At 55.2% G+C, this 23,961-nt stretch carries 17 protein-coding genes and 2 tRNA genes; 11 read left to right on the top strand and 8 right to left on the bottom strand.

Annotated elements, in window-relative coordinates; genetic code table 11:
* The first annotated feature begins 49 nt into the window (after window positions 1-49).
* Genes ptrA through recD form a run of 3 tightly spaced genes read left to right on the top strand, consistent with a single transcriptional unit; the run spans window position 50 to window position 8,318 of the window.
* Window positions 50-2,935 (top strand): pitrilysin, encoded by a 2,886-nt coding sequence (ptrA, locus tag LH86_RS01280; RefSeq protein WP_039297732.1) that lies wholly within the window; start codon window positions 50-52, stop codon window positions 2,933-2,935.
* A complete protein-coding gene (recB, locus tag LH86_RS01275; protein WP_039297730.1) occupies window positions 2,935-6,480 on the top strand; it encodes an exodeoxyribonuclease V subunit beta in 3,546 nt (1,181 codons plus the stop codon). Before ptrA ends, recB begins: the two co-directional genes overlap by 1 nt.
* Window positions 6,477-8,318: an exodeoxyribonuclease V subunit alpha gene (recD, locus tag LH86_RS01270; protein ID WP_039297727.1), complete on the top strand. Its 1,842-nt coding sequence runs from the start codon at window positions 6,477-6,479 to the stop codon at window positions 8,316-8,318. The genes recB and recD overlap by 4 nt, the downstream gene beginning before the upstream one ends.
* Before the next feature lie 37 nt (window positions 8,319-8,355).
* On the opposite strand, the gene argA is transcribed toward recD, so the two are convergent.
* Complete coding sequence (argA, locus tag LH86_RS01265; RefSeq protein ID WP_039297725.1) at window positions 8,356-9,687, bottom strand: amino-acid N-acetyltransferase; 1,332 nt, start codon at window positions 9,685-9,687, stop codon at window positions 8,356-8,358.
* Between the two features lie 227 nt (window positions 9,688-9,914).
* Here argA and amiC point away from each other — a divergent pair, with 227 nt between their 5' ends.
* The gene (gene amiC / locus LH86_RS01260; protein WP_039297723.1) at window positions 9,915-11,165 is read left to right on the top strand and encodes an N-acetylmuramoyl-L-alanine amidase AmiC; all 1,251 of its coding nucleotides are present in this window, start codon (window positions 9,915-9,917) and stop codon (window positions 11,163-11,165) included.
* 88 nt (window positions 11,166-11,253) lie between these two features.
* On the opposite strand, the gene LH86_RS01255 is transcribed toward amiC, so the two are convergent.
* Window positions 11,254-11,330 (bottom strand) — tRNA-Met (locus tag LH86_RS01255).
* A gap of 63 nt (window positions 11,331-11,393) precedes the next feature.
* A tRNA-Met gene (locus LH86_RS01250) sits at window positions 11,394-11,470 on the bottom strand.
* Between the two features lie 211 nt (window positions 11,471-11,681).
* Between LH86_RS01250 and mltA the strand changes: the two genes are divergently transcribed.
* Window positions 11,682-12,779 (top strand): murein transglycosylase A, encoded by a 1,098-nt coding sequence (mltA, locus tag LH86_RS01240; RefSeq protein WP_039287307.1) that lies wholly within the window; start codon window positions 11,682-11,684, stop codon window positions 12,777-12,779.
* A 71-nt stretch (window positions 12,780-12,850) separates the two neighbouring features.
* On the top strand, window positions 12,851-13,660 hold the full coding sequence (tcdA, locus tag LH86_RS01235; RefSeq protein ID WP_039297718.1) for a tRNA cyclic N6-threonylcarbamoyladenosine(37) synthase TcdA: 810 nt from the start codon (window positions 12,851-12,853) through the stop codon (window positions 13,658-13,660).
* Here tcdA and csdE read toward each other — a convergent pair whose 3' ends face one another.
* Both csdE and csdA read right to left on the bottom strand, forming a co-directional pair.
* Entirely contained in the window at window positions 13,661-14,092 is a 432-nt protein-coding gene (gene csdE, locus LH86_RS01230) for a cysteine desulfurase sulfur acceptor subunit CsdE (protein ID WP_039297717.1), read from the bottom strand.
* Window positions 14,093-15,298: a cysteine desulfurase CsdA gene (gene csdA, locus LH86_RS01225; protein WP_039297714.1), complete on the bottom strand. Its 1,206-nt coding sequence runs from the start codon at window positions 15,296-15,298 to the stop codon at window positions 14,093-14,095.
* Window positions 15,299-15,494: 196 nt separating this feature from the next.
* Between csdA and LH86_RS01220 the strand changes: the two genes are divergently transcribed.
* The 4 genes from LH86_RS01220 (at window position 15,495) to rlmM (ending at window position 18,518) form a co-directional block, all read left to right on the top strand.
* Window positions 15,495-15,722: a YgdI/YgdR family lipoprotein gene (locus LH86_RS01220; RefSeq protein WP_038479329.1), complete on the top strand. Its 228-nt coding sequence runs from the start codon at window positions 15,495-15,497 to the stop codon at window positions 15,720-15,722.
* A gap of 344 nt (window positions 15,723-16,066) precedes the next feature.
* Window positions 16,067-16,984 carry a glycine cleavage system transcriptional regulator GcvA gene (gene gcvA, locus LH86_RS01215; RefSeq protein WP_016538028.1) on the top strand — a complete coding sequence of 306 codons (918 nt, stop codon included), beginning with the start codon at window positions 16,067-16,069 and terminating at the stop codon, window positions 16,982-16,984.
* Window positions 16,985-17,029: 45 nt separating this feature from the next.
* Entirely contained in the window at window positions 17,030-17,425 is a 396-nt protein-coding gene (locus LH86_RS01210; RefSeq protein WP_008458426.1) for a DUF423 domain-containing protein, read from the top strand.
* Entirely contained in the window at window positions 17,418-18,518 is a 1,101-nt protein-coding gene (gene rlmM, locus LH86_RS01205; RefSeq protein ID WP_039297711.1) for a 23S rRNA (cytidine(2498)-2'-O)-methyltransferase RlmM, read from the top strand. Before LH86_RS01210 ends, rlmM begins: the two co-directional genes overlap by 8 nt.
* Window positions 18,519-18,561: 43 nt before the next feature.
* On the opposite strand, the gene xni is transcribed toward rlmM, so the two are convergent.
* Window positions 18,562-19,332 (bottom strand): flap endonuclease Xni, encoded by a 771-nt coding sequence (gene xni, locus LH86_RS01200; protein WP_039297707.1) that lies wholly within the window; start codon window positions 19,330-19,332, stop codon window positions 18,562-18,564.
* A 182-nt stretch (window positions 19,333-19,514) separates the two neighbouring features.
* Between xni and LH86_RS01195 the strand changes: the two genes are divergently transcribed.
* On the top strand, window positions 19,515-20,699 hold the full coding sequence (locus tag LH86_RS01195) for a PLP-dependent aminotransferase family protein (protein WP_039297704.1): 1,185 nt from the start codon (window positions 19,515-19,517) through the stop codon (window positions 20,697-20,699).
* A 192-nt stretch (window positions 20,700-20,891) separates the two neighbouring features.
* Here the strand turns inward: LH86_RS01195 and LH86_RS01190 are convergent, their stop codons facing one another.
* Window positions 20,892-22,259, bottom strand: coding sequence for an L-serine ammonia-lyase (locus LH86_RS01190; protein WP_039297701.1), 1,368 nt, complete (start codon window positions 22,257-22,259; stop codon window positions 20,892-20,894).
* Window positions 22,260-22,324: 65 nt separating this feature from the next.
* Window positions 22,325-23,614 carry an HAAAP family serine/threonine permease gene (locus tag LH86_RS01185; RefSeq protein WP_039297698.1) on the bottom strand — a complete coding sequence of 430 codons (1,290 nt, stop codon included), beginning with the start codon at window positions 23,612-23,614 and terminating at the stop codon, window positions 22,325-22,327.
* Between the last annotated feature and the right edge of the window lie 347 nt (window positions 23,615-23,961).

The following is a 23,961-nucleotide window of genomic DNA, read 5'->3' as shown; positions in this document are numbered from 1 at the left end:
TTCGAAAAGTTGTTAATGATGAGTAAGTTAGTGAAGACGAGGTTTGTGAATGCCTAAATGCAGCACCTGGTTTACCGCGCTTTTCTTGTTCGTTGCTCTTTGGGCACCCTTCAGTCAGGCAGATAACGGATGGCAACCGATTCAGGACACCATCCGTAAAAGTGAAAAAGATCCTCGTCAGTATCAGGCTATTCGTTTAGATAACGGGATGACCGTGCTGCTGGTTTCCGATCCGCAGGCGGTGAAGTCGCTGTCAGCGCTGGTGGTGCCGGTTGGCTCACTGGAAGATCCAGATGCTCACCTTGGGCTTGCCCATTTTCTGGAACATATGACGCTGATGGGTTCCAAAAAATATCCGGACCCGGATAGCCTGTCTGAATTCCTCAAAAAACATGGCGGCAGCCACAATGCCAGTACCGCCACCTATCGAACCGCATTTTATCTTGAAGTCGAAAATGATGCGCTCGACGGTGCCGTAGACCGCCTGGCTGACGCCATTGCTGAACCTAACCTCGCGGCACAATATGCCGAGCGTGAACGTAACGCGGTAAACGCCGAGCTGACGATGGCCCGTGCGCGTGACGGGATGCGCATGGCGCAGGTTAGCGCCGAAACAATCAACCCTTTACACCCGGCGGCTCGTTTCTCCGGCGGCAACCTTGAAACCCTGCGCGATAAACCCGGCAGCAAGCTGCTCGACGCGCTGGTGGCGTTCAGAGATAAGTACTACTCCGCAAATCTGATGAAAGCGGTTATCTACAGCAACAAGCCTTTGCCTGAACTGGCGAAGATTGCCGCTGAGACCTACGGCCGCGTTCCTAATAAAAATATCGAAAAGCCGGTTATCGACGTACCGGTGGTGACTGACGCGCAAAAAGGTATCTTTATCCACTATGTGCCGGTCATGCCGCGCAAGGTGGTTCGAGTTGAGTTCCGCATTGATAACAATAGCGATAAATTCCGCAGCAAAACCGATGAGCTGATTGGTTACCTGATCGGCAATCGCAGCCACGATACGCTGTCGGATTGGCTGCAAAAGCAGGGGCTTGCGGAAAGCGTACGCGCCGATTCTGACCCGATGGTGGCCGGCAATAGCGGTGTTTTCGCCATATCTGTCTCTCTGACTGATAAAGGCCTGGCTAACCGCGACCAGGTTGTTGCGGCGATATTCAGCTATCTCGATCAGTTGCGCGCCAAAGGTATCGATAAACGTTACTTTGACGAGCTTGCCCACGTGCTGGATCTCGACTTCCGCTACCCGTCCATCACCCGTGATATGGACTACATCGAATGGCTGGCGGATACCATGCTGCGCGTCCCGGTCGCCCATACGCTGGATTCCGCGAATATCGCTGACCAGTACGACTCTGCCGCGATTAAAGCGCGTCTGGATATGATGACGCCGCAAAATGCCCGCGTGTGGTATATCAGCCCGCAGGAGCCGCACAATAAAACAGCCTATTTCGTTGATGCACCTTACGAAGTGGACAAAATTCCGGCCCAGACCTTTGCCGACTGGCAGCAGAAGGCAGATGCCATCAAGCTTGAGCTTCCTCAGCTGAATCCTTACATTCCCGATGACTTCACGCTTTATAAGCCAGAGAAGCAGTACGACCATCCTGAGTTGCTGATCCACGAGCCGGATCTGCGTGTGGTGTATATGCCGAGCCGCTATTTTGGCAATGAGCCAAAAGCGGACGTGACGCTTGTGCTGCGTAATCCACAGGTGATGAACAGCGCGAAGAATCAGGTGCTGTTTGCCATCAATGATTACCTTGCGGGCATTGCGCTGGATGAACTCAGCAATCAGGCATCGGTTGGTGGCATCAGTTTCTCATCGAACGCGAATAGCGGGCTGATGATTAACGCCAACGGCTATACGCAGCGTCTGCCGCAGCTGTTTGAGGCGCTGCTGAAGGGCTATTTCAGCTATACCCCAACGCAGGAACAGCTGGATCAGGCCAAGTCCTGGTATGCGCAGATGATGGATTCGGCGGACAAAGGCAAAGCCTTTGAGCAGGCGATTGCGCCGGTGCAGATGGTTTCACAGGTGCCTTATTTTGAGCGTAGTACCCGCCGGGCACTGCTGCCTGAATTGACGCTTAAGGACGTGCTTGATTACCGTGAGCGGCTGAAAACCAACTCTCGACCTGAATTTATGGTCATTGGCAACATGTCTTCAGAGCAGACCAAACAGCTGGCGGAAAACGTCAAATCCCAGCTGGCGCCGAAGGGGGGAGAATGGTGCCGCAATGACGATGTGCTGATTAATAAACAGCATCTGGCGATGTTTGAAAAAGCCGGAAGCAGCACCGATTCAGCACTGGCAGCGGTTTATGTCCCCAAAGGTTATAACGAAGCCACCAGCACGGCCTACGGTTCAATGTTGGGGCAAATTATTCAGCCCTGGTTCTATAATCAATTGCGTACACAAGAGCAGCTTGGCTATGCGGTGTTTGCTTTCCCTATGTCAATTGGTCGTCAATGGGGCGTAGGTTTCCTGCTTCAGAGCAGCGATAGGCAACCAGCTTACCTGTATGAGCGGTTTAAAGCGTTTTATCCGGTCATCGAGAAAAAGCTGCGCGGCATGAGCGACGCCGAGTTTGCCCAAATTCAGCAGGGGATGATTGCCCAGATGCAACAGGCGCCTCAAACGCTTGCGGAAGAAGCGGCGCAGCTTAGCAAAGATTTCGACCGCCGAAACATGACGTTTGATTCCCGTGATAAAGTGATAGCCGAAATTAAGAAATTAACGCCGCAGAAGCTGGCGGATTTCTTCCATCAGGCGGTGATAGCTCCCCAGGGGATGGCGGTGCTGTCACAGATTTCCGGCAGCCATAACGGCAAAGCAGAGTATGCAGCTCCAAAAGGGTGGAAAACCTGGGAGGGGGCACGCAGTCTGCAGCAGGCGTTACCACTAGTAAGCGAGAAATAATGACCGATGTAACCGCGCAGCCCCTTGATCCTTTAAGTTTGCCGTTGTTCGGCGAACGGTTGATAGAAGCTTCCGCGGGGACCGGTAAGACCTTTACCATTGCCGCGCTTTATTTGCGGCTGCTGTTGGGCTTAGGGGGAGAGAATGCTTTCCCCCGTCCGCTGGGGGTTGAAGAACTGCTGGTGGTGACTTTCACCGAAGCGGCCACCGAAGAGCTGCGTGGCCGTATTCGGGCGAATATCCACGAATTGCGCATCGCCTGTATTCGTAACCGCACCAAAAACCCACTGATACAGAACTTGCTTGTCCAGATTACGGACAAACAGCTCGCTGCCCGAACCTTGCTGTTAGCCGAACAGCAGATGGATGAAGCGGCTATTTTCACTATCCACGGCTTTTGCCAGCGGATGCTCAGCCTCAATGCTTTTGAGTCCGGGATGCTTTTCGAGCAGCAGCTACTCGAGGATGAATCCTTGCTGCGCCGCCATGCCTGTGCTGATTTCTGGCGGCGTCACTGCTACCCGCTGCCAAAACCTGTCGCGCAGGCGATGAGTGAGGAGTGGTCGGGGCCGGAGGCGCTTTTAAGGGATATCAATAGCTGGCTTCAGGGCGAACAGCCCCGGTTGAAACAGCCCCCGGCGGATGACGAAACGCTGCTGGCTCGCCATGAAAAGATTATTTCTGCCATTGATGCAGTAAAAGCCCAATGGCGCGAGGCCGCGGGGGAGCTGTCAAGCCTGATTAGTGATTCCGGGGTGGATAAACGCAGCTACAGCAGTAAACATTTGCCGAACTGGCTGGAGATTGTTGGCCAGTGGGCGCAGCTGGAAACCACCGGTTATCAGCTCCCTGAGGCGCTGGCGAAGTTTGCGCAAAGCACGCTGGAAGAGAAAACCAAAAAAGGCGAAGTGCCCCGGCATAGCCTGTTCACCGCCATCGACGCATTGCTTGCAGAGCCGCTAACGCTGCGTGACCTGGTGATTGCCAGAGCGATGGCGGAAATTCGCTATATTGTTCAGCAAGAAAAGCGCCGCCGCGGCGAACTGGGCTTTGACGATATGCTGAGTCGACTCGATGAGTCTCTGCATCAGCCCGGTGGCGACGCCTTAGCGACGGCGATCCGCAGTCGTTTCCCGGTGGCGATGATCGATGAATTCCAGGATACCGACCCGCAGCAGTACCGCATCTTCCGCCGGCTGTATATCAAGCAGCAGGGCACCGCGCTGTTGCTGATTGGTGACCCCAAGCAGGCTATTTACGCTTTCCGCGGCGCCGATATTTTTACCTACATGAAGGCGCGTCAGGAAGTTAGTGCCCACTACACGCTGGACACTAACTGGCGCTCGTCTCCCTCGATGATCCACGGCGTAAACACGCTGTTCCAGCAGGTTGAGAATCCGTTCTTATTCCGCCAGATCCCATTCCTGCCGGTCAAATCAGCGCCCCGTAACGGTGGGCTGCGGTTTACCATCGGGGGGGAAAGCCAGGCGGCGGTGAAAATGTGGCTTCAGCCGGGGGATGGCGTCGGTGTAAGTGATTACCAACAAGCGATGGCATCGCAGTGTGCCCGGCAAATTCGCGACTGGCTCACCGCCGGACAGCGTGGGGATGCGCTGCTTTGGCAGGGGGATGACGCCCGGCCGCTCAGGGCATCGGATATGACGATTCTGGTTCGTAGCCGTGGAGAAGCGGCCATCGTACGTGATGCGCTGGGCGCGCTGAATATTCCTTCGGTGTATCTCTCTAACCGCGATTCCGTGTTTGCTACCGTTGAAGCGCGTGAGCTGCTGTGGGTGTTACAGGCCGTATTAACGCCTGAAATTGAGACGGCTATGCGCAGCGCCATTGCGACAGCCATGTTAGGGCTGGATGCCCAGGCTATCGAGTCTCTGAACAACGACGAACTGGCCTGGGATAGCCTGGTTGACGAATTCTTCGGCTACCGCGAACAGTGGCTTAAGCGGGGCGTGATGCCCATGTTAAGAGCCTTAATCGAAGCGAGAAATATAGCTGAAAACCTGCTGGCCACGCCGGGTGGAGAGCGCAGGCTGACAGATATTCTGCACATCAGCGAGCTGTTGCAGGAAGCCTCGGCAGAAATGGAGAGCGAGCATGCGCTGGTGCGCTGGCTGGCGCAGCGGATTGCCGAGCCGGACAGCAACGCTTCCAGTCAGCAGTTGAGGCTCGAAAGCGATAAACATCTGGTGCAGGTTGTGACCATCCACAAATCTAAAGGGCTGGAGTATCCGCTGGTCTGGCTGCCGTTTGTGGCCAACTATCGCCCGCAAAACAGCGGTCTGTATCACGACCGGACCACTTTTACCTCACTTCTGGATTTAAGCAACGATGCGGAAAGCCTGGGGCTGGCCGAAGAAGAACGTCTGGCGGAAGACTTGCGTCTGCTCTATGTGGCATTGACCCGCTCCGTCTGGCACTGCAGCCTGGGCGTTGCGCCGTTGTTCCGAGGTTCCAGGGCAAAAAAAGGCAGCAGCGACCTTCACCTCAGTGCGCTGGGCTATTTGCTGCAAAAAGGAGAAGCGCTCGATGCAGAGGGACTGCGCCAGGCGCTTGATGGTCTGGTAAGCGAGGCCATCGACGTTGAAACACTCTCTTCCGGGGACGATACCCCGTGGCAGCCGCGGCCCGATGCTTTGCCTGAGCTTGCCGCCCGCCAGCTCAGGCGTCGAATCACCGATAACTGGCGCGTGACCAGTTATTCTGGTCTGCAGCAGCACGGCAGCAGCCGGGTTCTGGATTTAGTGCCACGCCTGGATGTTGACGCAGTCGGGGAGGTCCCCGAACAAAGTGAGCCGTTACTTACGCCGCATACTTTCCCTCGCGGGGCCTCGCCGGGCACCTTCTTGCACAGCCTTTTCGAAGAGGTTGATTTTACTCAGCCAGTACAGCCTGAAGAGATAGAAAAACACCTGCTTGCCAATGGGTTTGGCGGCGAGTGGGGGCCGGTGGTAAGCCGCTGGCTGGAAGCGGTGCTTGCTGCGCCGCTCAATGATACCGGCGTTGCCCTGAACCTGCTTTCTGCGAAGGAAAGACAGGTGGAGCTGGAATTTTATTTACCTATCGACAATGAGCTCCAGGCCCCGGCGTTAGATGCGCTAATTCGTCATTACGACCCGCTGTCTGCTGGTTGTCCGCCTTTGGATTTCCGTCAGGTGAAGGGGATGCTGAAAGGGTTTATCGACCTGGTGTTCCGCTGGCAGGGGCGCTACTACCTGCTGGACTACAAATCTAACTGGCTGGGTGAAGACAGCAGTGCCTACACCCAGGAGGCGATGGCGAAGGCGATGCAATCCCACCGCTACGATTTGCAGTACCAGCTCTACACGCTGGCGCTGCATCGCTACCTGCGCCACCGTATGGCCGGGTATGACTACCAGCAGCACTTTGGTGGGGTCATTTATCTGTTCCTGCGCGGCGTGGAGCAAGGTAAGCCCGAGCAGGGTATTGTTTCAACGCGACCGGACGTCAGGCTGGTTGAAGCAATGGATGCGCTGTTCGCCGGGGCAGCAGAGGAGATCCCACTGTGAGTATGTCTCAGCTACTCAATCAGGCAGTGGCGCTGAAAGCCCTCAGGCCGCTGGATTCACAGTTTGCCATGATAGTGGCTAACGATAAGCAGCCCGCCGTCATGCTGGCCGCAGCGCTGCTGAGCCGTGAATCAGGCGAGGGGCATGTCTGCCTGCCGCTTGAGCGCATCAGGCCCGAATATGCCTTCGCTGGCAAACATCCTGAACTTGTGGCTCAACTTTTTGCCGAGGCGGAGCCTGCTTCGGGCTGGCACAGCGCTTTGCTGGCTTCCCATTCGGTAAGTTCTGGCGACGAATCCACGCCGCTGAAACTCATTGATAACCGCCTTTACCTCAACCGTATGTGGAGCAATGAGCGGCGGGTGGCGGCCTTCTTCGGTGAACATAACCAGCCTGTTGCAGTGGATGAGACCCGACTTCGCGAAGTCCTCGACGCACTGTTTGGTTGCAGCCCACAGACGGACTGGCAGAAAGTGGCTGCAGCGGTGGCGCTGACCCGACGTATCTCAGTTATTTCCGGCGGGCCGGGGACAGGCAAAACCACAACGGTGGCGAAACTGTTGGGCGCGCTGGTTCAGCTTTCCGATGGCCAGCCCGTGCGCATTCAGCTTGCGGCGCCTACGGGCAAAGCTGCCGCGCGCTTAACGGAATCGTTGGGAAGTGCGTTACGCCAGCTGCCGCTCAGCGATGAGCAGAAAAAGCGCCTGCCTGAAGAGGCTTCGACGCTGCACCGGCTTTTAGGCGCGCAGCCGAACAGCCAGCGTTTGCGCCACCATGCCGGGAATCCTCTGCACCTGGATGTGCTGGTGGTGGATGAGGCGTCAATGGTGGATCTGCCGATGATGTCCCGACTGATTGATGCTTTACCGGAGCAGGCACGCGTCATCTTTCTCGGAGACAGAGATCAGCTGGCTTCCGTAGAGGCGGGAGCGGTGCTGGGCGACATCTGTCATTACGTGAACGACGGGTATTCGGCTGAGCGTGCGGAGCAATTAAAACGGCTCACGGGCTGTGAGGTACCCGTGGGGGAGAGTACCCGGGCGAGCGCGCTGCGTGACGGGCTTTGCCTGTTGCGTAAGAGTTATCGGTTCGACAGTCAGTCCGGTATCGGTCAACTGGCATTTGCCGTTAATGCCAGCGACAGCAGGCAAGTGAAAGCTGCGTTTGGGCAAGGGTTTACGGACATCTCGCTGCAGCCGCTGCTGGAGCCAGAAGATTATACGGCGATGATTGCCGACGTGGTCAGCGGCTACGGCGAGTATTTGCAGCTGGTGCGTCAGAAAGCCGGGCCTGCAGAGATCATTGGTGCCTTTGGCCGTTATCAGTTGCTGTGTGCCTTACGTGAAGGGCCTTTCGGCGTTAGCGGCCTGAATGAGCGTATTGAGCAGGCGCTGGTACAGGCACGTTTGATTCAGCGGCCTTCGCAGGCGCTGTCCCGCTGGTATAATGGGCGTCCGGTGATGATTGCCCGCAATGATAGCTCTCTTGGCTTGTTTAATGGCGATATCGGTATTGCTTTGCAGCGTGAGGAGGGGCTTCGCGTCTGGTTTTCGATGCCGGATGGTTCGGTAAAATCCGTTCAGCCCAGCCGCCTGCCTGCACACGATACGGCCTTCGCCATGACCGTGCATAAATCTCAGGGGTCTGAGTTTGACCACGCCGCATTGGTGTTGCCGAATCAGTTTGTGCCGGTGGTGACGCGTGAGCTGGTGTATACCGCGATCACCCGCGCCCGTAAACAGCTTTCGCTGTATACCGATGAACGCGTTTTGAATAAAGCGATAGCCACGCGTACGGAGCGCCGCAGCGGGCTTATGGCAATTTTCTCTGGAGAATAAAAGACAAGGGAAGGCACACTTTATGCCTTCCCTTTTTTCAGGTCAGGTCGGCCATCAGCACTTTTGATTTGCGCTGATAGTTGTACATCTCTTTTTTGCTCGCCGGTAACAGCTCAACATCCACCGGCAAGAAGCCCCGCTCCTGGAACCAGTGAATGCTGCGGGTGGTCAGCACGAACAGTTTGCTCAACCCCATTTGCCGCGCCTGGTTGGCGATGCGGTTCAGCAACTCTTCGCCCCGGGACGAACTACGATAGTCCGGGTGCACTGCGACGCAGGCCATTTCGCCGATGCTTTCTTCCGGGAACGGATAGAGCGCGGCGCAGGCGATGGTCAGGTTATCCCGCTGAATAATCGTGAACTTGTCGATTTCCATTTCAAGCTGTTCGCGGGAACGGCGCACCAGGATCCCTTGCTGTTCCAGCGGGCGGATCAGCTCAAGAATACCGCCGATATCGTTGATGGTGGCGCGGCGGATCTGCTCGGCGCTTTCCATCACAATTTGTGTCCCGATCCCATCGCGTGAGAACAGTTCCTGCAGCAGGGCACCGTCTTCCTGATAGCTGAGCAGGTGGCTGCGGCGCACGCCGCTACGGCAGGCCTTCACCGCCCCGCGCAGGAAGCGCACGGTGCCGGAATGATAGTCGCCGCTGCTTTCCAGGGCTTCAATGCGCTGCTGAGCCTCGTTCGGGAACAGTTCAGAAATCACGTTCCCCAGGTCGTCGGTCACGCCCTGAGCGGAGCAGAACCCAATCATTTTCTCTGCTTTAAGCTTAACCGCAAGCTGGGTGGCGACTTCTTCGGAGGTGAGGTTAAAGCTTTCCCCCGTCACGGAAACCGCGACCGGCCCCATCAGCACAATCGCACCGCTGTCCAACTGGCGGTGAATGGCTTCTTCATCAATGCGGCGGACGCGCCCGCTGTGGCAGTAGTCCACGCCGTCATCCACGCCCAAAGGCTGAGCGATGATAAAGTTACCGCTGACTACGTTGATATGGGCGCCCTGAAGCGGCGTATTACCCAGGCTCATGGAGAGCCGTGCGGTGATGTCGAGCTGAAGCAGCCCCGCGGCCTGTTTCACCAGTTCGAGGGTTTTTGCGTCGGTGACTCGGGTGTGTTTGTGGTAAACCGGCTCGTGGTGGTGCTCGGCCAGGTTTTCGTCAATCTGCGGGCGTGCGCCGTACACCACGACCAGGCGAATGCCCAGGCTGTGAAGCAGGCCAATATCGTTGACGATGCTGGAAAAGTTTTCATGTTCAATGGCTTCGCCGCCGAGCATGATGACAAACGTTTTTCCCCGGTGGGCATTAATATAGGGAACAGAATGGCGGAATCCCTGGACCAGTTCAGTTCTGCGTTCCTTTACCACGGCACACCCTCATTGCATTATTATTCGTAATTTGTGTATTTTTATTCTTTTATGACGTCAGGTGCAAGCGCCAATTTTCATCCAGGATAAAATTCCTTCCACCTGACATTTGGTGACCTTTTCCGAACGTTTACCCTTTTATAGATGACAGTAACCGCGTGTTTCGCTAAAGTTTTTGGCTCAAAAAAATAAATTCATCCATTTAGTGATTATCGCTCAGGGGAGCCATGCCAGATTCCAGTTCGTTAATGAGTCGCCGCCGTCTACTTCAGGGTGCCGGAGCCATGTGGTTGTTGAGTGTCAGCAAGGTCGGTTTTGCTGCCTCAAGCCAGGTGATCGCCGTGCGCGTCTGGCCGGCCTCGTCTTATACCCGCGTGACGCTGGAATCTAACCATCAGCTGAAGTACCGCCAGTTTGCGCTCAGCAACCCGGAGCGGGTTGTTGTGGATATTGAAGGGGCGCATTTAAATTCAGTTTTAAAAGGCATTGGCAGCCAGGTTCGCGGCGACGATCCCTTTATTAAATCCGCTCGCGTGGGGCAGTTTGATCCCAAGACCGTGCGCATGGTTTTTGAATTGAAGCAAAACGTGACCCCGCATTTGTTTGCGCTGGCCCCTGTCGCCGAATTTAAAGAGCGTCTGGTAATGGATCTTTACCCCGCCAACATGAATAGCGAACAAGATCCGCTGCTGGCATTACTGGAAGATTACAACAACGGCCAGTTAGACAAGAAAATGCCGGTGGAAAAAGGGCCGCAGCCGGGTAAGGCCGGGCGAGACAGGCCGATTGTCATCATGCTAGATCCAGGCCACGGCGGCGAAGATCCCGGCGCGATTGGCCCGAACAAGACCCGTGAAAAAGATATTGTGCTCAGCATTGCGCGCAGGCTGAAGGCCTTGCTCGATAAAGAGGGCAATATGAAGGCCTACATGACGCGCAATGAAGATGTGTTCATCCCGCTAAAAGTGCGCGTTGCCAAGGCGCAAAAGCAGCGAGCCGATCTGTTTGTTTCTATTCATGCGGATGCATTTACGACCGCTGCTGCGCGCGGATCGTCAGTCTTTGCGTTGTCCACCAAAGGGGCGACCAGTACGGCGGCGAAATACCTGGCGCAAACGCAGAACGCCTCGGATTTAATTGGCGGCGTGGGCAAAAGCGGAGATCGCTATCTCGACCATACGATGTTCGACATGGTGCAGTCGCTGACTATTAACGACAGTCTGAAGTTCGGGAAAGAGGTGCTTAACCGGCTGGGGAAAGTGAACAAGCTGCATAAAAACAGCGTCGATCAGGCCGGGTTTGCGGTGCTGAAAGCGCCGGATATTCCCTCTATTCTGGTGGAGACCGCGTTCCTGAGTAATCCTGAAGAGGAGCGCAAGCTGCGTACGGCCAAATTCCAGCAGGAAGTTGCGGAGTCAATTCTGGCGGGGATTAAGGCGTACTTTTCTGACAGCTCACGTCTGGCGCGACGGGGCTAACACAGATGATAAAGGCGGGAGATAAACCTGCCTTATTTTTTTATAAACGATACAAACAAAAAAACACCCGTAAGGGTGTTCTCAATGTTGGTTGCGGGGGCCGGATTTGAACCGACGACCTTCGGGTTATGAGCCCGACGAGCTACCAGGCTGCTCCACCCCGCGTCCGTCATACTACTCTTTTTAATGATTTTTCATCATTGCGCTGTTAAATCAGCGACTTTTAATTGGTTGCGGGGGCCGGATTTGAACCGACGACCTTCGGGTTATGAGCCCGACGAGCTACCAAGCTGCTCCACCCCGCGTCCGTGGATGCGCACTATACTCCGCTCGCTTTTTGATGCAACCCTTTTTTTGAGTAAATACCTGAATTTCCCCTTGGTTGTTGAATTAACCCGCACAGTGACCACAAAACAGACGTTTTTGCTGTATGGGTTGTGCAACTCGTTTAATTCTCGCGGCGCGTTTGCTATCTTCGGCGAGGCATACAGAGGCAACGAGCAGGGCGAAAGGTAAATGAAAGGACGTTGGATTAAGTACATAGCAGCGGGAGCCATGTTAACCATGCTGGCTGCCTGTTCATCAAAACCGACCGATCGCGGTCAGCAATATAAAGACGGGAAATTCTCCCAGCCTTTCTCACTGGTGAATCAGCCTGATGCGGTTGGCGCGCCTATCAACGGCGGCGACTATGCCGAGCAGGTTAACCAGATTCGTTCTGCTTCTCCCCGCCTCTATAATAACGGTAGCGATATCTATAATGCCGTGCAGCAGTGGCTGCGGGCCGGGGGCGATACCCGCCAGCTGAAGCAGTTCGGCCTCGATGCCTGGCAGATGGAAGGCGCTGACAACTACGGCAATGTGCAGTTTACCGGCTACTACACCCCGGTGATTCAGGCTCGTCATACTCGCCAGGGTGAATTCCAGTACCCTATTTACCGCATGCCGCCGAAACGTGGGCGTCTGCCGTCCCGCGCGGAAATCTACGCCGGTGGGCTGAGCGACAGCTATGTGCTGGCCTACAGCAACTCTCTGATGGATAACTTCATCATGGATGTGCAGGGCAGCGGCTACATTGATTTTGGCGATGGTCAGCCTTTGACCTTCTTCGGCTATGCCGGTAAAAACGGCCACGCCTATCGCAGTATCGGCAAAGTGCTGATCGACCGCGGTGAAGTGAAGAAAGAAGACATGTCGATGCAGGCGATTCGCCACTGGGGTGAAACCCATAGCGAAGCGGCAGTACGAGAGCTGCTTGAGCAGAATCCTTCTTTTGTCTTCTTTAAGCCCGCAAGCTATGCGCCGGTGAAAGGCGCGAGTGCGGTACCGTTGATTGGACGTGCCTCCGTGGCGTCTGACCGCTCCATCATTCCTGCGGGTACCACACTGCTGACCGAAGTCCCGCTGCTGGACAACAACGGGAAGTTCACCGGACAGTACGAGCTGCGCGTGATGGTGGCCCTGGACGTTGGGGGCGCGATCAAAGGCCAGCACTTCGACATCTATCAGGGCATTGGCCCGGATGCCGGGCACCGCGCGGGTTGGTACAACCATTACGGGCGAGTCTGGGTGCTGAAAGCGGCGCCTGGCACGGGCAGCGTTTTTAACGGTTAATGCTACAACGTTTCCACGCTGAACAACGGGCTGTATAATCAGCCCGTTTTTTATTTCTGAGGATCTCCCCGATGTCTGTCGTTCTCTCTGATGCCTGGCTGCAACGCTTTGGCGGCACCGCTCGTCTGTATGGCCAGGCGGCGCTTCAGCTTTTTGCAGAAGCGCACGTTTGCGTGATTGGCATCGGTGGGGTGGGCTCGTGGGCGGCAGAAGCGCTGGCGCGAACCGGGATTGGGGCAATTACGCTTATCGACATGGATGACGTGTGCGTCACCAACACCAACCGCCAAATCCATGCCCTGAAAGACAGCGTAGGCCAGGCCAAAACGGAAGTTATGGCCGCGCGCATCAAGGAGATCAATCCTGAGTGTCGGGTTACGGTGGTGGATGACTTTATTACCGCCGACAACGCCGCTGAGCTGCTTAGCCAGGGGTTCAGCTATGTTATCGATGCCATTGACAGCGTGCGGCCAAAAGCGGCGCTGATCGCGTATTGCCGTCGCTATAAGATCCCGCTGGTGACCACGGGTGGAGCCGGTGGGCAAATCGACCCGACGCAGATTCAGGTCAGCGATCTGGCCAAAACTATTCAGGATCCTCTGGCGGCGAAGCTGCGTGAACGCCTGAAAAGTGATTTTGGCGTGGTGAAAAACAGCAAAGGGAAGTTGGGCGTAGACTGTGTATTTTCCACGGAAGCGCTGGTGTATCCGCAGGCTGACGGGTCAGTTTGCGCGATGAAAAGCACCGCCGAAGGCCCAAAACGAATGGACTGCGCCTCGGGCTTTGGTGCGGCGACGATGGTGACCGCCAGCTTTGGTTTTGTGGCGGTGTCTCATGTGCTGAAGAAGATGATGGCGAAGGCGGTACGAACCGCCGCCTGATTAACCCTCGTGCGCGGCCTGTTGAACGGCCGCGGCCAGGGCCGTAAGCCCGCTGCTGCGGGAAGCGCTTAGCTGATGGCGAAGCCCAAGATCGTCAAACAGGCTTAGAGGATCGTTTTCCAACAGCTGCCGGGCGGTTTTCCCCTCTACTGCGGTCAACAGCACCGCCAATAAGCCGCGCACGATGCGCCCCTCGCTGTCGCCGTAAAAGTGCAGCGTTCCGTCCGGCAGGCGTTCGTGACCCAGCCAGACGCGGTTTTCGCAGCCGCTGATTTCAATCCGCTCGGTTTTTAATGCCTCCGGCAGGGCTGGCAGCTTCTTGCCCAATAAAATCAGCTGGCGGTATTTGTCTTCCCACTGCCGCTGTGCCTCGAACGTAGCTCGCAGCATCTCTGCGTTAATTTCTGTGCCAAAGGGATGATTAGCCTGCATTCAGTCCACCAGAATATCGAGGGCGCGATCGACTGCGGCGAGCAGTTCGTGCACATCCTGCTGTGTGTTGTAAGGGGCGAAAGAAGCGCGCAGCGTTCCGCTAACGCGTAATGCGGCCATCAAGGGCTGGGCGCAGTGCTGGCCCGCCCGCAGCGCTATGCCTGATTCGGCGAGCAGCGTGACCATATCGCTATGGTGAACATCGGCAAAATCAAACGCCAGCAGGCTGGAGTCCTGGCAGCGGAAGCTACGGAAACCGGGGCGTTTTGCCAGCTCTGACTCCGTGAGCGTGGCCAGGCTGCGGCTCCAGTTTTCCGCCTGTTGTAGATCGACAGTTTCAAGCCACTCCAGCGCGGCGCTAAGGCCAATGACGCCCGCGACGTTTGGCGTCCCGGCTTCAAAGCGATAGGGCACTGGCTGAGTCTTAAACCCGTGGAATGAGACATGGGTAATCATTTTCCCGCCGCCGAGCCACGGCGACATCTGCTCAAGGAGCTCTGCTTTGCCATAGAGCGCACCGATGCCGGTCGGGCCATACAGTTTATGGGCGGAGAAGGCGTAAAAGTCGATATCCAGCGTCTGTACGTCCGGCGGGCAGTGAACAATGCCCTGCGCGCCATCGACCATCACGACGGCACCTGATTCGTGGGCAAGCTTGATGGCTTTCGCAAGATCGGGACAGCCCCCGGTGACGTTAGACATTTGCCCAAGCGCCAGAATACGCGAGCGCTCATTCAACAATGCCGGGAGCTGGTTTAGATCGGGCAGGGCCTGGTCATTCAGCGGCAGTTTCACCACTTTCGCACCGGTTTGCTCAGCCAGCATCAGCCACGGCACAAAATTGGCGTGATGCTCTGCCTCACTCACAATGATTTCATCCCCGGCTTTGAGGCGAGGGCGGGCATAGCATTGCGCAACCAGGTTTATGGCTTCGGTTGTGCCCCGGGTCCAGACCACGGTTTTACCGCTTTCGGCGTTGATCAAACGCGCTACCTGGTCACGTGCCGCTTCGTAGCGTGCCGTCAGACGCTGCGCCTCTGGAAACTGGCTGCGGTGAACGTTCCCGGCACTCAGGCTGTAAAACTGTTGGGTAGCGTCGATCACGGCCTTGGGTTTTAGCGCCGTGGCCGCGCTGTCGAGATAGACGCCTGCATCTGCCAGTGCGGGAAACTGCGCGCGAAAATGAGCGGGGTTAAATGCTGTCATGGGGATCCTCAGTTCAATGCACAGATCGTCGCGCAAAACTGGCGTTGGCACAAGGTTTCCGTCATTCTCGGAATCGTCTGTTTCTCCTGGCGGAATCAGAAAAGCAGGTTATGCTAATTATTGTTGGACTAATATTTAAGCATGTTAGTAGAAGAGATTTAAGTAGCATTAAACTCTATCCACAAGGAGAAGAATAATGAACAAAGCCACCGCTATCGTTTCTGCCTGTATGATGACTTTTGCACTTGCAGCCTGTTCCAGCCCGAACTACATCATGCATACCAATGACGGACGCGCGATCGTCTCCGAAGGTAAACCGAAGACCGATGACGAAACCGGGATGATCAAGTACAAAGATGCCAACGGAAATATGCAGCAGATTAACCGTTCGGACGTGAAAGAGATGGTTGAGCTGAAGAAGTAATACGGCAGGCAAAAAAAAGCACCGCATTCGGCGGTGCTACATTAATCACTATGGACAGACAGGGTAAATGTACAGGAAGTGAAAAGGGGTAGCCTGGCTACCGTGGTCCGAAATGTCAGACCAATTGCAAACACAACAACACAACATCACAACCGTAAGCCAAAAGCCCTCCAGAACACGCATTCCAGACAACTTTTCGTTCCGACTCAGGAAGTGCCGCCACTATAGGTATTTGCTGGTGCATCCTCAACGGACAATTTATAATGGCTCAGATAAAAAAAACTAATAGGTAAACAAACGCTATCCGTTTGTTAACTGTTATTAACACTTAAGCCAAATAACCCATGTCTAAGCGATTACCCCCTCTGAATGCGTTGCGCGTTTTTGACGCTGCAGCTCGTCACTTGAGTTTTACTAAAGCGGCTGAGGAACTGTTCGTTACTCAGGCCGCGGTAAGCCACCAGATCAAGTCCCTGGAGGATTTTCTTGGCCTGAAGCTGTTCCGCCGCCGTAACCGTTCGCTGCTGTTGACGGAGGAGGGACAGAGTTATTATCAGGATATTAAAGAGATTTTTTCCCAGCTGACGGAAGCCACCCGTAAGCTGCAGGCACGCAGTGCAAAAGGCGCATTGACGGTAAGTTTATTGCCCAGTTTTGCGATTCACTGGCTGGTGCCTCGCTTAACAAGCTTTAACTCAGCTTATCCGGGCATCGACGTGCGAATTCAGGCGGTGGACCGCCAGGAAGACAAGCTGTCTGATGATGTGGACGTGGCGATATTCTATGGGCGGGGAAACTGGCCGGGGCTTAGAGTTGAGAAACTTTATGCTGAGTATTTGCTGCCGGTTTGTTCACCTATGCTACTAACCGGCGACAAACCGATTAAAACGCCGGAAGATTTGGCAAAGCACACTTTATTGCATGACGCTTCGCGCCGCGACTGGCAGACTTATACCCGCCAGCTTGGCGTGAGCCATATTAATGTCCAGCAAGGGCCCATTTTCAGCCACAGCGCAATGGTACTCCAGGCCGCGATTCACGGGCAGGGGATTGCGCTCGCCAATAACGTCATGGCCCAAACGGAAATCGAAGCGGGCCGTCTGGTATGCCCGTTCAATGATGTGCTGGTAAGTAAAAACGCCTTTTATCTGGTTTGTCATGACAGCCAGGCAGAACTGGGTAAAATAGCCGCGTTTAGACAGTGGATCCTGGCAAAGGCGGCCAGTGAGCAAGAAAAATTCCGTTTTCGCTACGAACAATAAGCAATCTTCGCGTGGCGCGGCCACGCCTTACTTTAGGGTTACACCATGACCAGCCGATTCATGCTGATTTTTGCCGCCATCAGCGGTTTTGTTTTTGTTGCCCTGGGTGCCTTTGGGGCGCACGTATTGAGCAAGTCTCTGGGTGTTGCAGAGATGGGGTGGATCCAGACCGGGCTTGAGTATCAGGCGTTTCACACGCTCGCGATTTTTGGCCTTGCGGTGGCGATGCAGCGCCGTATCAGCATCTGGTTCTACTGGAGCAGCGTCTTTATGGCGTTAGGCACCGTATTGTTTAGCGGCAGTTTGTACTGCCTGGCCCTGTCGCACCTGCGGCTGTGGGCCTTTGTTACCCCGGTGGGCGGCGTCAGCTTCCTGGCCGGCTGGATATTGATGTTAATTGGTGCTGTGCGCCTGAAACGTAAGGGCGTAAGCCATGAATAAAGTGATTTTGTACTGCCGCCAGGGATTCGAGAAAGAGTGCGCGGCAGAGATAACCGACAAAGCGGGTCAGCGCGGCGTCTACGGCTTTGCCCGCGTCAAAGAGCAAAGCGGCTATGTCATTTTTGAATGCTACCAGCCTGAAGAGGCGGAAAAGCTGGCGCGCGAGTTGCCGTTCAGCGACCTGATTTTTGCCCGCCAGATGTTTGTTGCCGGTGAGCTGTTAAAAGATTTACCGCCGGAAGACCGCATCACGCCTGTTGTCGGCATGCTGCAGGGCGTGGTGGAGAAGGGCGGCGACCTGCGGGTTGAAGTGGCCGACACCAATGAAAGCAAAGAGCTGATGAAGTTCTGCCGCAAGTTTACCGTGCCGCTGCGTGCCAGCCTGCGCGAAGCCGGAGTGCTGACCAACTACGAAACGCCGAAGCGCCCGGTTGTGCATGTGTTCTTTATCGCCCCCGGCTGCTGTTACACGGGTTACTCCTACACCACCAACAATTCGCCGTTCTATATGGGCATCCCGCGCCTCAAGTTCCCGGCGGATGCACCAAGCCGATCTACGCTGAAGCTGGAAGAGGCGTTTCACGTCTTTATTCCTGCCGATGAATGGGACGAGCGTCTGGCCAACGGCATGTACGCCGTGGATTTGGGCGCCTGCCCGGGCGGCTGGACCTATCAACTGGTGAAACGCAATATGTGGGTTTCGTCCGTCGATAACGGCCCGATGGCGCAGAGCCTGATGGACACCGGACAGGTCACCTGGCTGCGCGAAGACGGCTTCAAATACCGCCCGACCCGCACCAACATCTCCTGGATGGTCTGCGACATGGTGGAAAAACCGGCGAAAGTGGCCCATTTAATGGCAACCTGGCTGGTAAACGGCTGGTGCCGTGAGACTATCTTTAACCTCAAGTTGCCGATGAAAAAGCGCTACGAAGAGGTGTCGCAAAACCTGGCGCAGATCCGCGAAATCCTCGAGAGCAACGGGATTAACGCTGAAATCAAAGCCCGCCAGCTTTACCACGATCGCGAGGAAGTGACCGTTCACATCCGCCGCTGGTGGGCGGCCGTGGGTGGCCGTCGCGACGAACGTTAATGACCAACCCCTTGCTCATTCGGGCAAGGGGAATTCTTTTCCGTTACGCAGAAGGCAATGCACCCGGCAGCCTGAGCTGCTGTAAGTTCCCGTCAAGCTGTAAATCCGTCTCAAGCCTTGCTACCCGGCGACTGATAAACGCACTTTCTCTGTGCAGCTCCAGCTTCTTGCGCCATTTTTCCGGAACTTCATCCAGCCGCTGATACAGCGTTTCCAGGTCAGAAAACTGGTTAATGAGCTGCGTGGCGCTTTTCGGGCCGATGCCGGGCACACCGGGAATTTTGCTGCTACTGATGCCTGCCAGCCCCCAGAAGTCCCCCAGTTGTTCCGGCTGAACGCCATATTCCTGAGCAATGAAGGGCGCATCCAGCCAGCGTTTTTGGAAGTAGTCGCGAATTTGCAGCGTTGGCGCGAGCAGCTGGCAATAGCCTTTGTCGGTGGACACAATGGTTGCCCGATGGCCGCCGGAGGCGACTTTCACCGCCAGCGTAGCCGCAAGATCGTCCGCCTCGTTGCCTTTTGAGTGCCAGCACTGAACGCCACGGCGGGTAAATGCTTCTCGCAGAGCCGGCATTTCGGCATGCAGATCGTCCGGCATCGGCGAACGGCCCGCTTTGTAGTCGGGCAGAATCTGATGCCGCCAGCCTTCGCGGCGTTCTTCGTCATCAAACACCGCCACCGCATGAGTTGGCTGACTGTGGCCGATAAGCTGGTCTAGCGCATGCAAACATGTATCGACACAGGGCGAACCCTGCACCGCATGTATACGGCGAATCAGGTTCAGGGCATCGACGATAAGTAAATGAATAGCCATAAGAAATTAACTCGTCACTCTGATGGGCCTACCCTAACACTTCCCGCCATGATGAGCTATTCTCATCGCAGCATTCAGGAATGCCTCTCGCAAAACCTTATAGGGACCGGGTGGAAAGCCATTGCGTAGTTGTTAGCGGGCTATGTATATTTCTAACGCATAAAAAAATAGAGAACATCAATATGAGTAATACTAAACACCTCGCGCAACGCATTCAAAACCTGCAACCCTCGGCCATCCGCGAGCTTCTTAAACACAGCAAAATGCCCGGCGTGATTTCACTGGCTGGCGGCATTCCCTCCAGCGAGCTGTTTGACAAGCAAGGGCTTGAGCTGGCGACCCGTAAAGTGCTGGAAGAGAACTTCAACGATGCTTTTCAGTATGGCCTGACCGAAGGCAATTCAGAGCTGCGTGACCAGTTAGTTGAGCTGTGCAAGGCTCGCGGGATTACTACGCGCAGCGACCAGTTGCTCATCACCTCTGGCTCTCAGCAGGCATTGGATTTGCTGATTCGCGCGCTGGCCGACGAAGGCGACGTTTTTGTCGTTGAGCGCCCAACCTACCTGGCTACGCTGCAAATCCTCAGTTTGACCGCCGCGAAGGTTGAGTCCGTGGGTGGGGATGAGCACGGCATGATTGTCGATGAGCTGGAAGCTTTGCTGAAAACCACGCGGGTGAAAGGCGTTTATCTGGTGCCAACCTTTGGTAACCCAAGCGGCACAACCCTGAGCGCTGAGCGTCGTGAAAAGTTGGTGAAACTGGCTGCCGAACATGATTTTGTGATTATTGAAGACGATCCGTACGGGGCGATTAGTTTTACCGATCGCCGCGAGAAGACCCTGATTCAGGTCGCCACAGAGTTAGGGCATGAAGACCACGTGGTTTATACCTCAACGTTCTCGAAAATTCTGGCTCCGGGGCTGCGCGTCGGCTGGATTATTCTGCCGGAGTGGATGAAGCAAAAGGTCGCCATCATTAAACAGGCGACTGATTTACATGCTAACTCGTTTACGCAGGCGCTGGCGGCGGCTTACCTGAAACTGGGGCGTCTTGAGCCGCAGATTGAGCTGATCCGTGAGGCCTATAAGCAGAAGTGCCTGACGCTGTCGCGTCTGCTGGAAGAAGAGCTTGGTGAGCACATTACCTTTAACCAGCCGCAGGGCGGAATGTTCCTTTGGGCCGCTTTCCGCTACGACTTCGATACCACGGCGTGGCTACAAAAAACGCTGGAGAAAGGCGTGGTTTACGTGCCGGGAGAGTTCTTCTTTAGCGATCATGCGGATAAACGCACGCTGCGCTTCTCTTACGCGACGGCAACTGATGAGCAACTGGGTGAAGCCGTGAAGCGTTTGAAAGCGGCGCTCTAAGAAAAAGGCTCCCGAATGGGAGCCTTTAAGGTTGCTGACAAAGAGGTAAAAAGCGTGGTTTTTCCCTCTTTGTGGTTATCAGCCGAAAATCAATGAATTGATTTTCCTATTTTTTAACCAGCCGCTGGTATTTCTTTTATCACCATAGGTTGGTCAGTCGTCTGCAAGGCTCCCGGTTGGGAGCCTTAATTTTTAGTCACAGGCGACAATTTTCAGCGCCAGGCCACCGCGAGAGGTTTCGCGGTATTTGGCGTTCATGTCCTTGCCCGTTTCATACATTGTCTCGATAACCTTATCCAGGCAGACGCGAGGCTCGCTGGTGCGACGCATCGCCATACGTGCGGCGTTCACCGCTTTTACGGCGGCAATGGCGTTACGCTCGATGCACGGAACCTGAACCTGGCCCGCAACCGGGTCACACGTCAGCCCCAGATTGTGCTCCATGCCGATTTCCGCGGCGATACAAACCTGCATCGGGCTACCGCCCAGCAGCTCGGCAAGCCCTGCGGCCGCCATTGAACAGGCTACGCCGACTTCCCCCTGGCAGCCTACTTCGGCACCGGAGATAGAAGCGTTCATTTTGTACAGCGAACCAATAGCACCGGCGGCCAGGAAATAGCGGGCGCAGGAGTTAGCATTCACCTGACGAATGAATTTGTCGTAGTACGCCAATACCGCCGGAACAATACCGCAGGCCCCGTTTGTTGGGGCAGTGACCACGCGGCCACCGGCAGCATTTTCTTCGTTTACCGCCAGCGCGAACATATTGATCCAGTCCACTACGGCCATTGGATCTGAGTTGTTTTTGTCGGTGGTCACCAGCATACGACGCAGGGCTGCAGCACGACGCGGTACGCGCATTTTACCCGGCAGTACGCCTTCTGTAGTAATACCGCGTTCAATTCCGCTGCTCATTACTTCCCAGACCGCCGCAAAGTGGGCGTCGATCTCTTCCTGGCTGTGCAGGGCACGTTCGTTCTGCATCATCAGGCCGGAAAGCGATAAGCCCGTTTCGCGGCAGTGTTTTTGCAGGTCAGCAGCATTCTTATACGGGTACGGCACGCTGACCGGGTTTTCGCTCTCTACGCCAAAATGCGCTTCATCAACGATGAAGCCACCGCCGATAGAGTAATAGGTCTGAGAGTACAGCACCTTGTCGCCAGCCAGGGCGGTGATGCGCATACCATTCTCGTGGAGCGCCAGGTTGTCGGCATGGAAGTTCATGCAGCAGTCCACCGGGAATTCAACTTCATGCTGGCCGTTGGCCAACATCAGGCGCCCGTGGGTATTTACATCCTGGATGAAGTGCGGAATAGCGTCGATATCTACGGTGTCCGGCAGGTTACCCGCCAGGCCCATGATAATGGCTATATCGGTATGGTGGCCTTTACCTGTCAGGGACAGAGAGCCATAGACATCCACAACTACACGAGTGACATCGCGCAGGATCCCTTGCTCAATCAGGTCATCGGAAAATTGTTTACCGGCCTTCATCGGGCCGACGGTATGTGAACTGGAGGGACCAATACCGATTTTGAAAATGTCGAATACGCTAATCATAAGATTTCCCTGCGTAAGTGACTTGGGGGAGGAGAGCCGCCCTGGCGGGCGACTCTTTAGCTTGCTTAGCTGAACAGCGAGTAGAAGATAGCGGAGATAGCAATCAGGCCCATAATCACAACGAAGACGTTGCTGATATGGCCGCTGTACTTACGCATCGCCGGCACTTTCTGAATGGCATACATCGGCATCAGGAACAGAATCATCGCAATAACCGGGCCGCCCAGGGTTTCAATCATCCCGAGGATGCTTGGGTTCAGCGTCGCTACTGCCCAGGTAGTCACCAGCATGAACAGCGCGGTGATTTTGTTCAGTTTACCGATTTCAATGCTCTTGCCTTTGCCGCGCAGAGACTTAATGACCATGCCGTTAAAGCCTTCACGTGCGCCCAGGTAGTGGCCGAGGAAGGATTTGGTGATGGCAATCATCGCAATGATTGGCGCCATCCAGGCAATAACCGGTGCATTAAAGTGGTTAGCCAGGTAAGACAGGATAGAGATGTTCTGCGCTTTTGCCGCGGCCAGGTCTGCCGGGGTCAGGCTCAGCACGCAGCTGAACACGAAGAACATCACGGTCAGTACCATCATGACATGGGCACGAGCCAGAATGCTGGAGCATTTTTTCTCAGCGCCTGCGCCGTACTCTTCGCGTTTAGCCACGGCGAAAGAGGAGATGATCGGCGAGTGGTTGAAGGAGAAGACCATCACCGGAATCGCCAGCCACAGAGTCATCCACAGGCCGCTGCCGGTTGCCGGAGTTGCGCTGAAGGACAGGGTTTCAAAGGCCGCACCGCTCCAGTTAGGGATCAGGTACAGCGCCAGAACCATCAGAGCCGCAACAAACGGAAATACCAGGATGCTCATCGCTTTGACGATCATCTGCTCACCGAAACGCACGATGGTCATCATGCCGACGATCAGAATCAGGGAAAGGATAGCGCGTGGTGGAGCAGTCATTCCCAACTGGTGGGTGATGAAGCTGTCCACGGTGTTGGTGATAGCCACGCTGTAAACCAGCAGGATCGGGTAGATAGCAAAGAAGTACAGCAGGGTGATGAGCTTACCTGCGCCGATACCAAAGTGCTCTTCTACAACTTCGGTGATGTCTTCACCTGGGTTTTTACCCGACAGAACAAAACGCGTCAGGCCACGGTGGGCAAAGAAAGTCATCGGGAAAGCCAGAATCGCCATGATGAACAGCGGGATCAGGCCACCAACGCCGGCGTTGATTGGCAGGAACAGGACGCCTGCACCGATAGCTGTGCCGTACAGGCCCAGCATCCACATGGTGTCGGTCTTGCGCCATGCGCCTTTTTTCTCAGCAGAGACAATACTGCCGGTTTGAGTGGTTTCCATTTACATCTCCAAAGGAATGTTTCGTGCAATGTTTAAAAATTCGCAGTTAACGCAATGTGTGCGGCGTAACTGCTGAAACTAAATTCTGGCCGGGGGCGTTTTTGTAGTCGTTGTGGCCCGTGACTATCGGCGGGCGGAAAGATACATTTATGTCATCTATGTATCAGTGATCGCGATCCCAAATGCGATAATCTACGTTTGTTAAGCAACAAATCCGCATAACAGTCTGTTCATGGACATCAATATGACATTTATGGTCGCGAAGCCTAACACTTGTGGATGATGCAATAAATTAAACCTGACCAAATAACTCGGTTTTTACCAAAGAAAGTGCCTAAAACAGCATT

The sequence above is a fragment of the Cedecea neteri genome, assembly GCF_000758325.1.
In the GTDB taxonomy this organism is placed as follows: Bacteria; Pseudomonadota; Gammaproteobacteria; order Enterobacterales; family Enterobacteriaceae; genus Cedecea; species Cedecea neteri_B.
The sequence above is the reverse complement of the archived record's forward strand: the minus strand, read 5'-3'. Positions and strand labels throughout refer to the sequence as shown.

Excerpts from the sequence above, each read along its gene's own strand:
- LH86_RS01195 (WP_039297704.1), top strand. The coding sequence starts at position 19,515 with ATGAGTAATACTAAACACCTCGCGCAACGCATTCAAAACCTGCAACCC.
- csdA (WP_039297714.1), bottom strand. The coding sequence starts at position 15,298 with ATGACAGCATTTAACCCCGCTCATTTTCGCGCGCAGTTTCCCGCACTG.
- rlmM (WP_039297711.1), top strand. The coding sequence starts at position 17,418 with ATGAATAAAGTGATTTTGTACTGCCGCCAGGGATTCGAGAAAGAGTGC.
- LH86_RS01220 (WP_038479329.1), top strand. The coding sequence starts at position 15,495 with ATGAACAAAGCCACCGCTATCGTTTCTGCCTGTATGATGACTTTTGCA.
- tcdA (WP_039297718.1), top strand. The coding sequence starts at position 12,851 with ATGTCTGTCGTTCTCTCTGATGCCTGGCTGCAACGCTTTGGCGGCACC.
- amiC (WP_039297723.1), top strand. The coding sequence starts at position 9,915 with ATGCCAGATTCCAGTTCGTTAATGAGTCGCCGCCGTCTACTTCAGGGT.
- xni (WP_039297707.1), bottom strand. The coding sequence starts at position 19,332 with ATGGCTATTCATTTACTTATCGTCGATGCCCTGAACCTGATTCGCCGT.
- LH86_RS01185 (WP_039297698.1), bottom strand. The coding sequence starts at position 23,614 with ATGGAAACCACTCAAACCGGCAGTATTGTCTCTGCTGAGAAAAAAGGC.
- gcvA (WP_016538028.1), top strand. The coding sequence starts at position 16,067 with ATGTCTAAGCGATTACCCCCTCTGAATGCGTTGCGCGTTTTTGACGCT.
- LH86_RS01190 (WP_039297701.1), bottom strand. The coding sequence starts at position 22,259 with ATGATTAGCGTATTCGACATTTTCAAAATCGGTATTGGTCCCTCCAGT.
- mltA (WP_039287307.1), top strand. The coding sequence starts at position 11,682 with ATGAAAGGACGTTGGATTAAGTACATAGCAGCGGGAGCCATGTTAACC.
- recB (WP_039297730.1), top strand. The coding sequence starts at position 2,935 with ATGACCGATGTAACCGCGCAGCCCCTTGATCCTTTAAGTTTGCCGTTG.
- csdE (WP_039297717.1), bottom strand. The coding sequence starts at position 14,092 with ATGCAGGCTAATCATCCCTTTGGCACAGAAATTAACGCAGAGATGCTG.
- LH86_RS01210 (WP_008458426.1), top strand. The coding sequence starts at position 17,030 with ATGACCAGCCGATTCATGCTGATTTTTGCCGCCATCAGCGGTTTTGTT.
- ptrA (WP_039297732.1), top strand. The coding sequence starts at position 50 with ATGCCTAAATGCAGCACCTGGTTTACCGCGCTTTTCTTGTTCGTTGCT.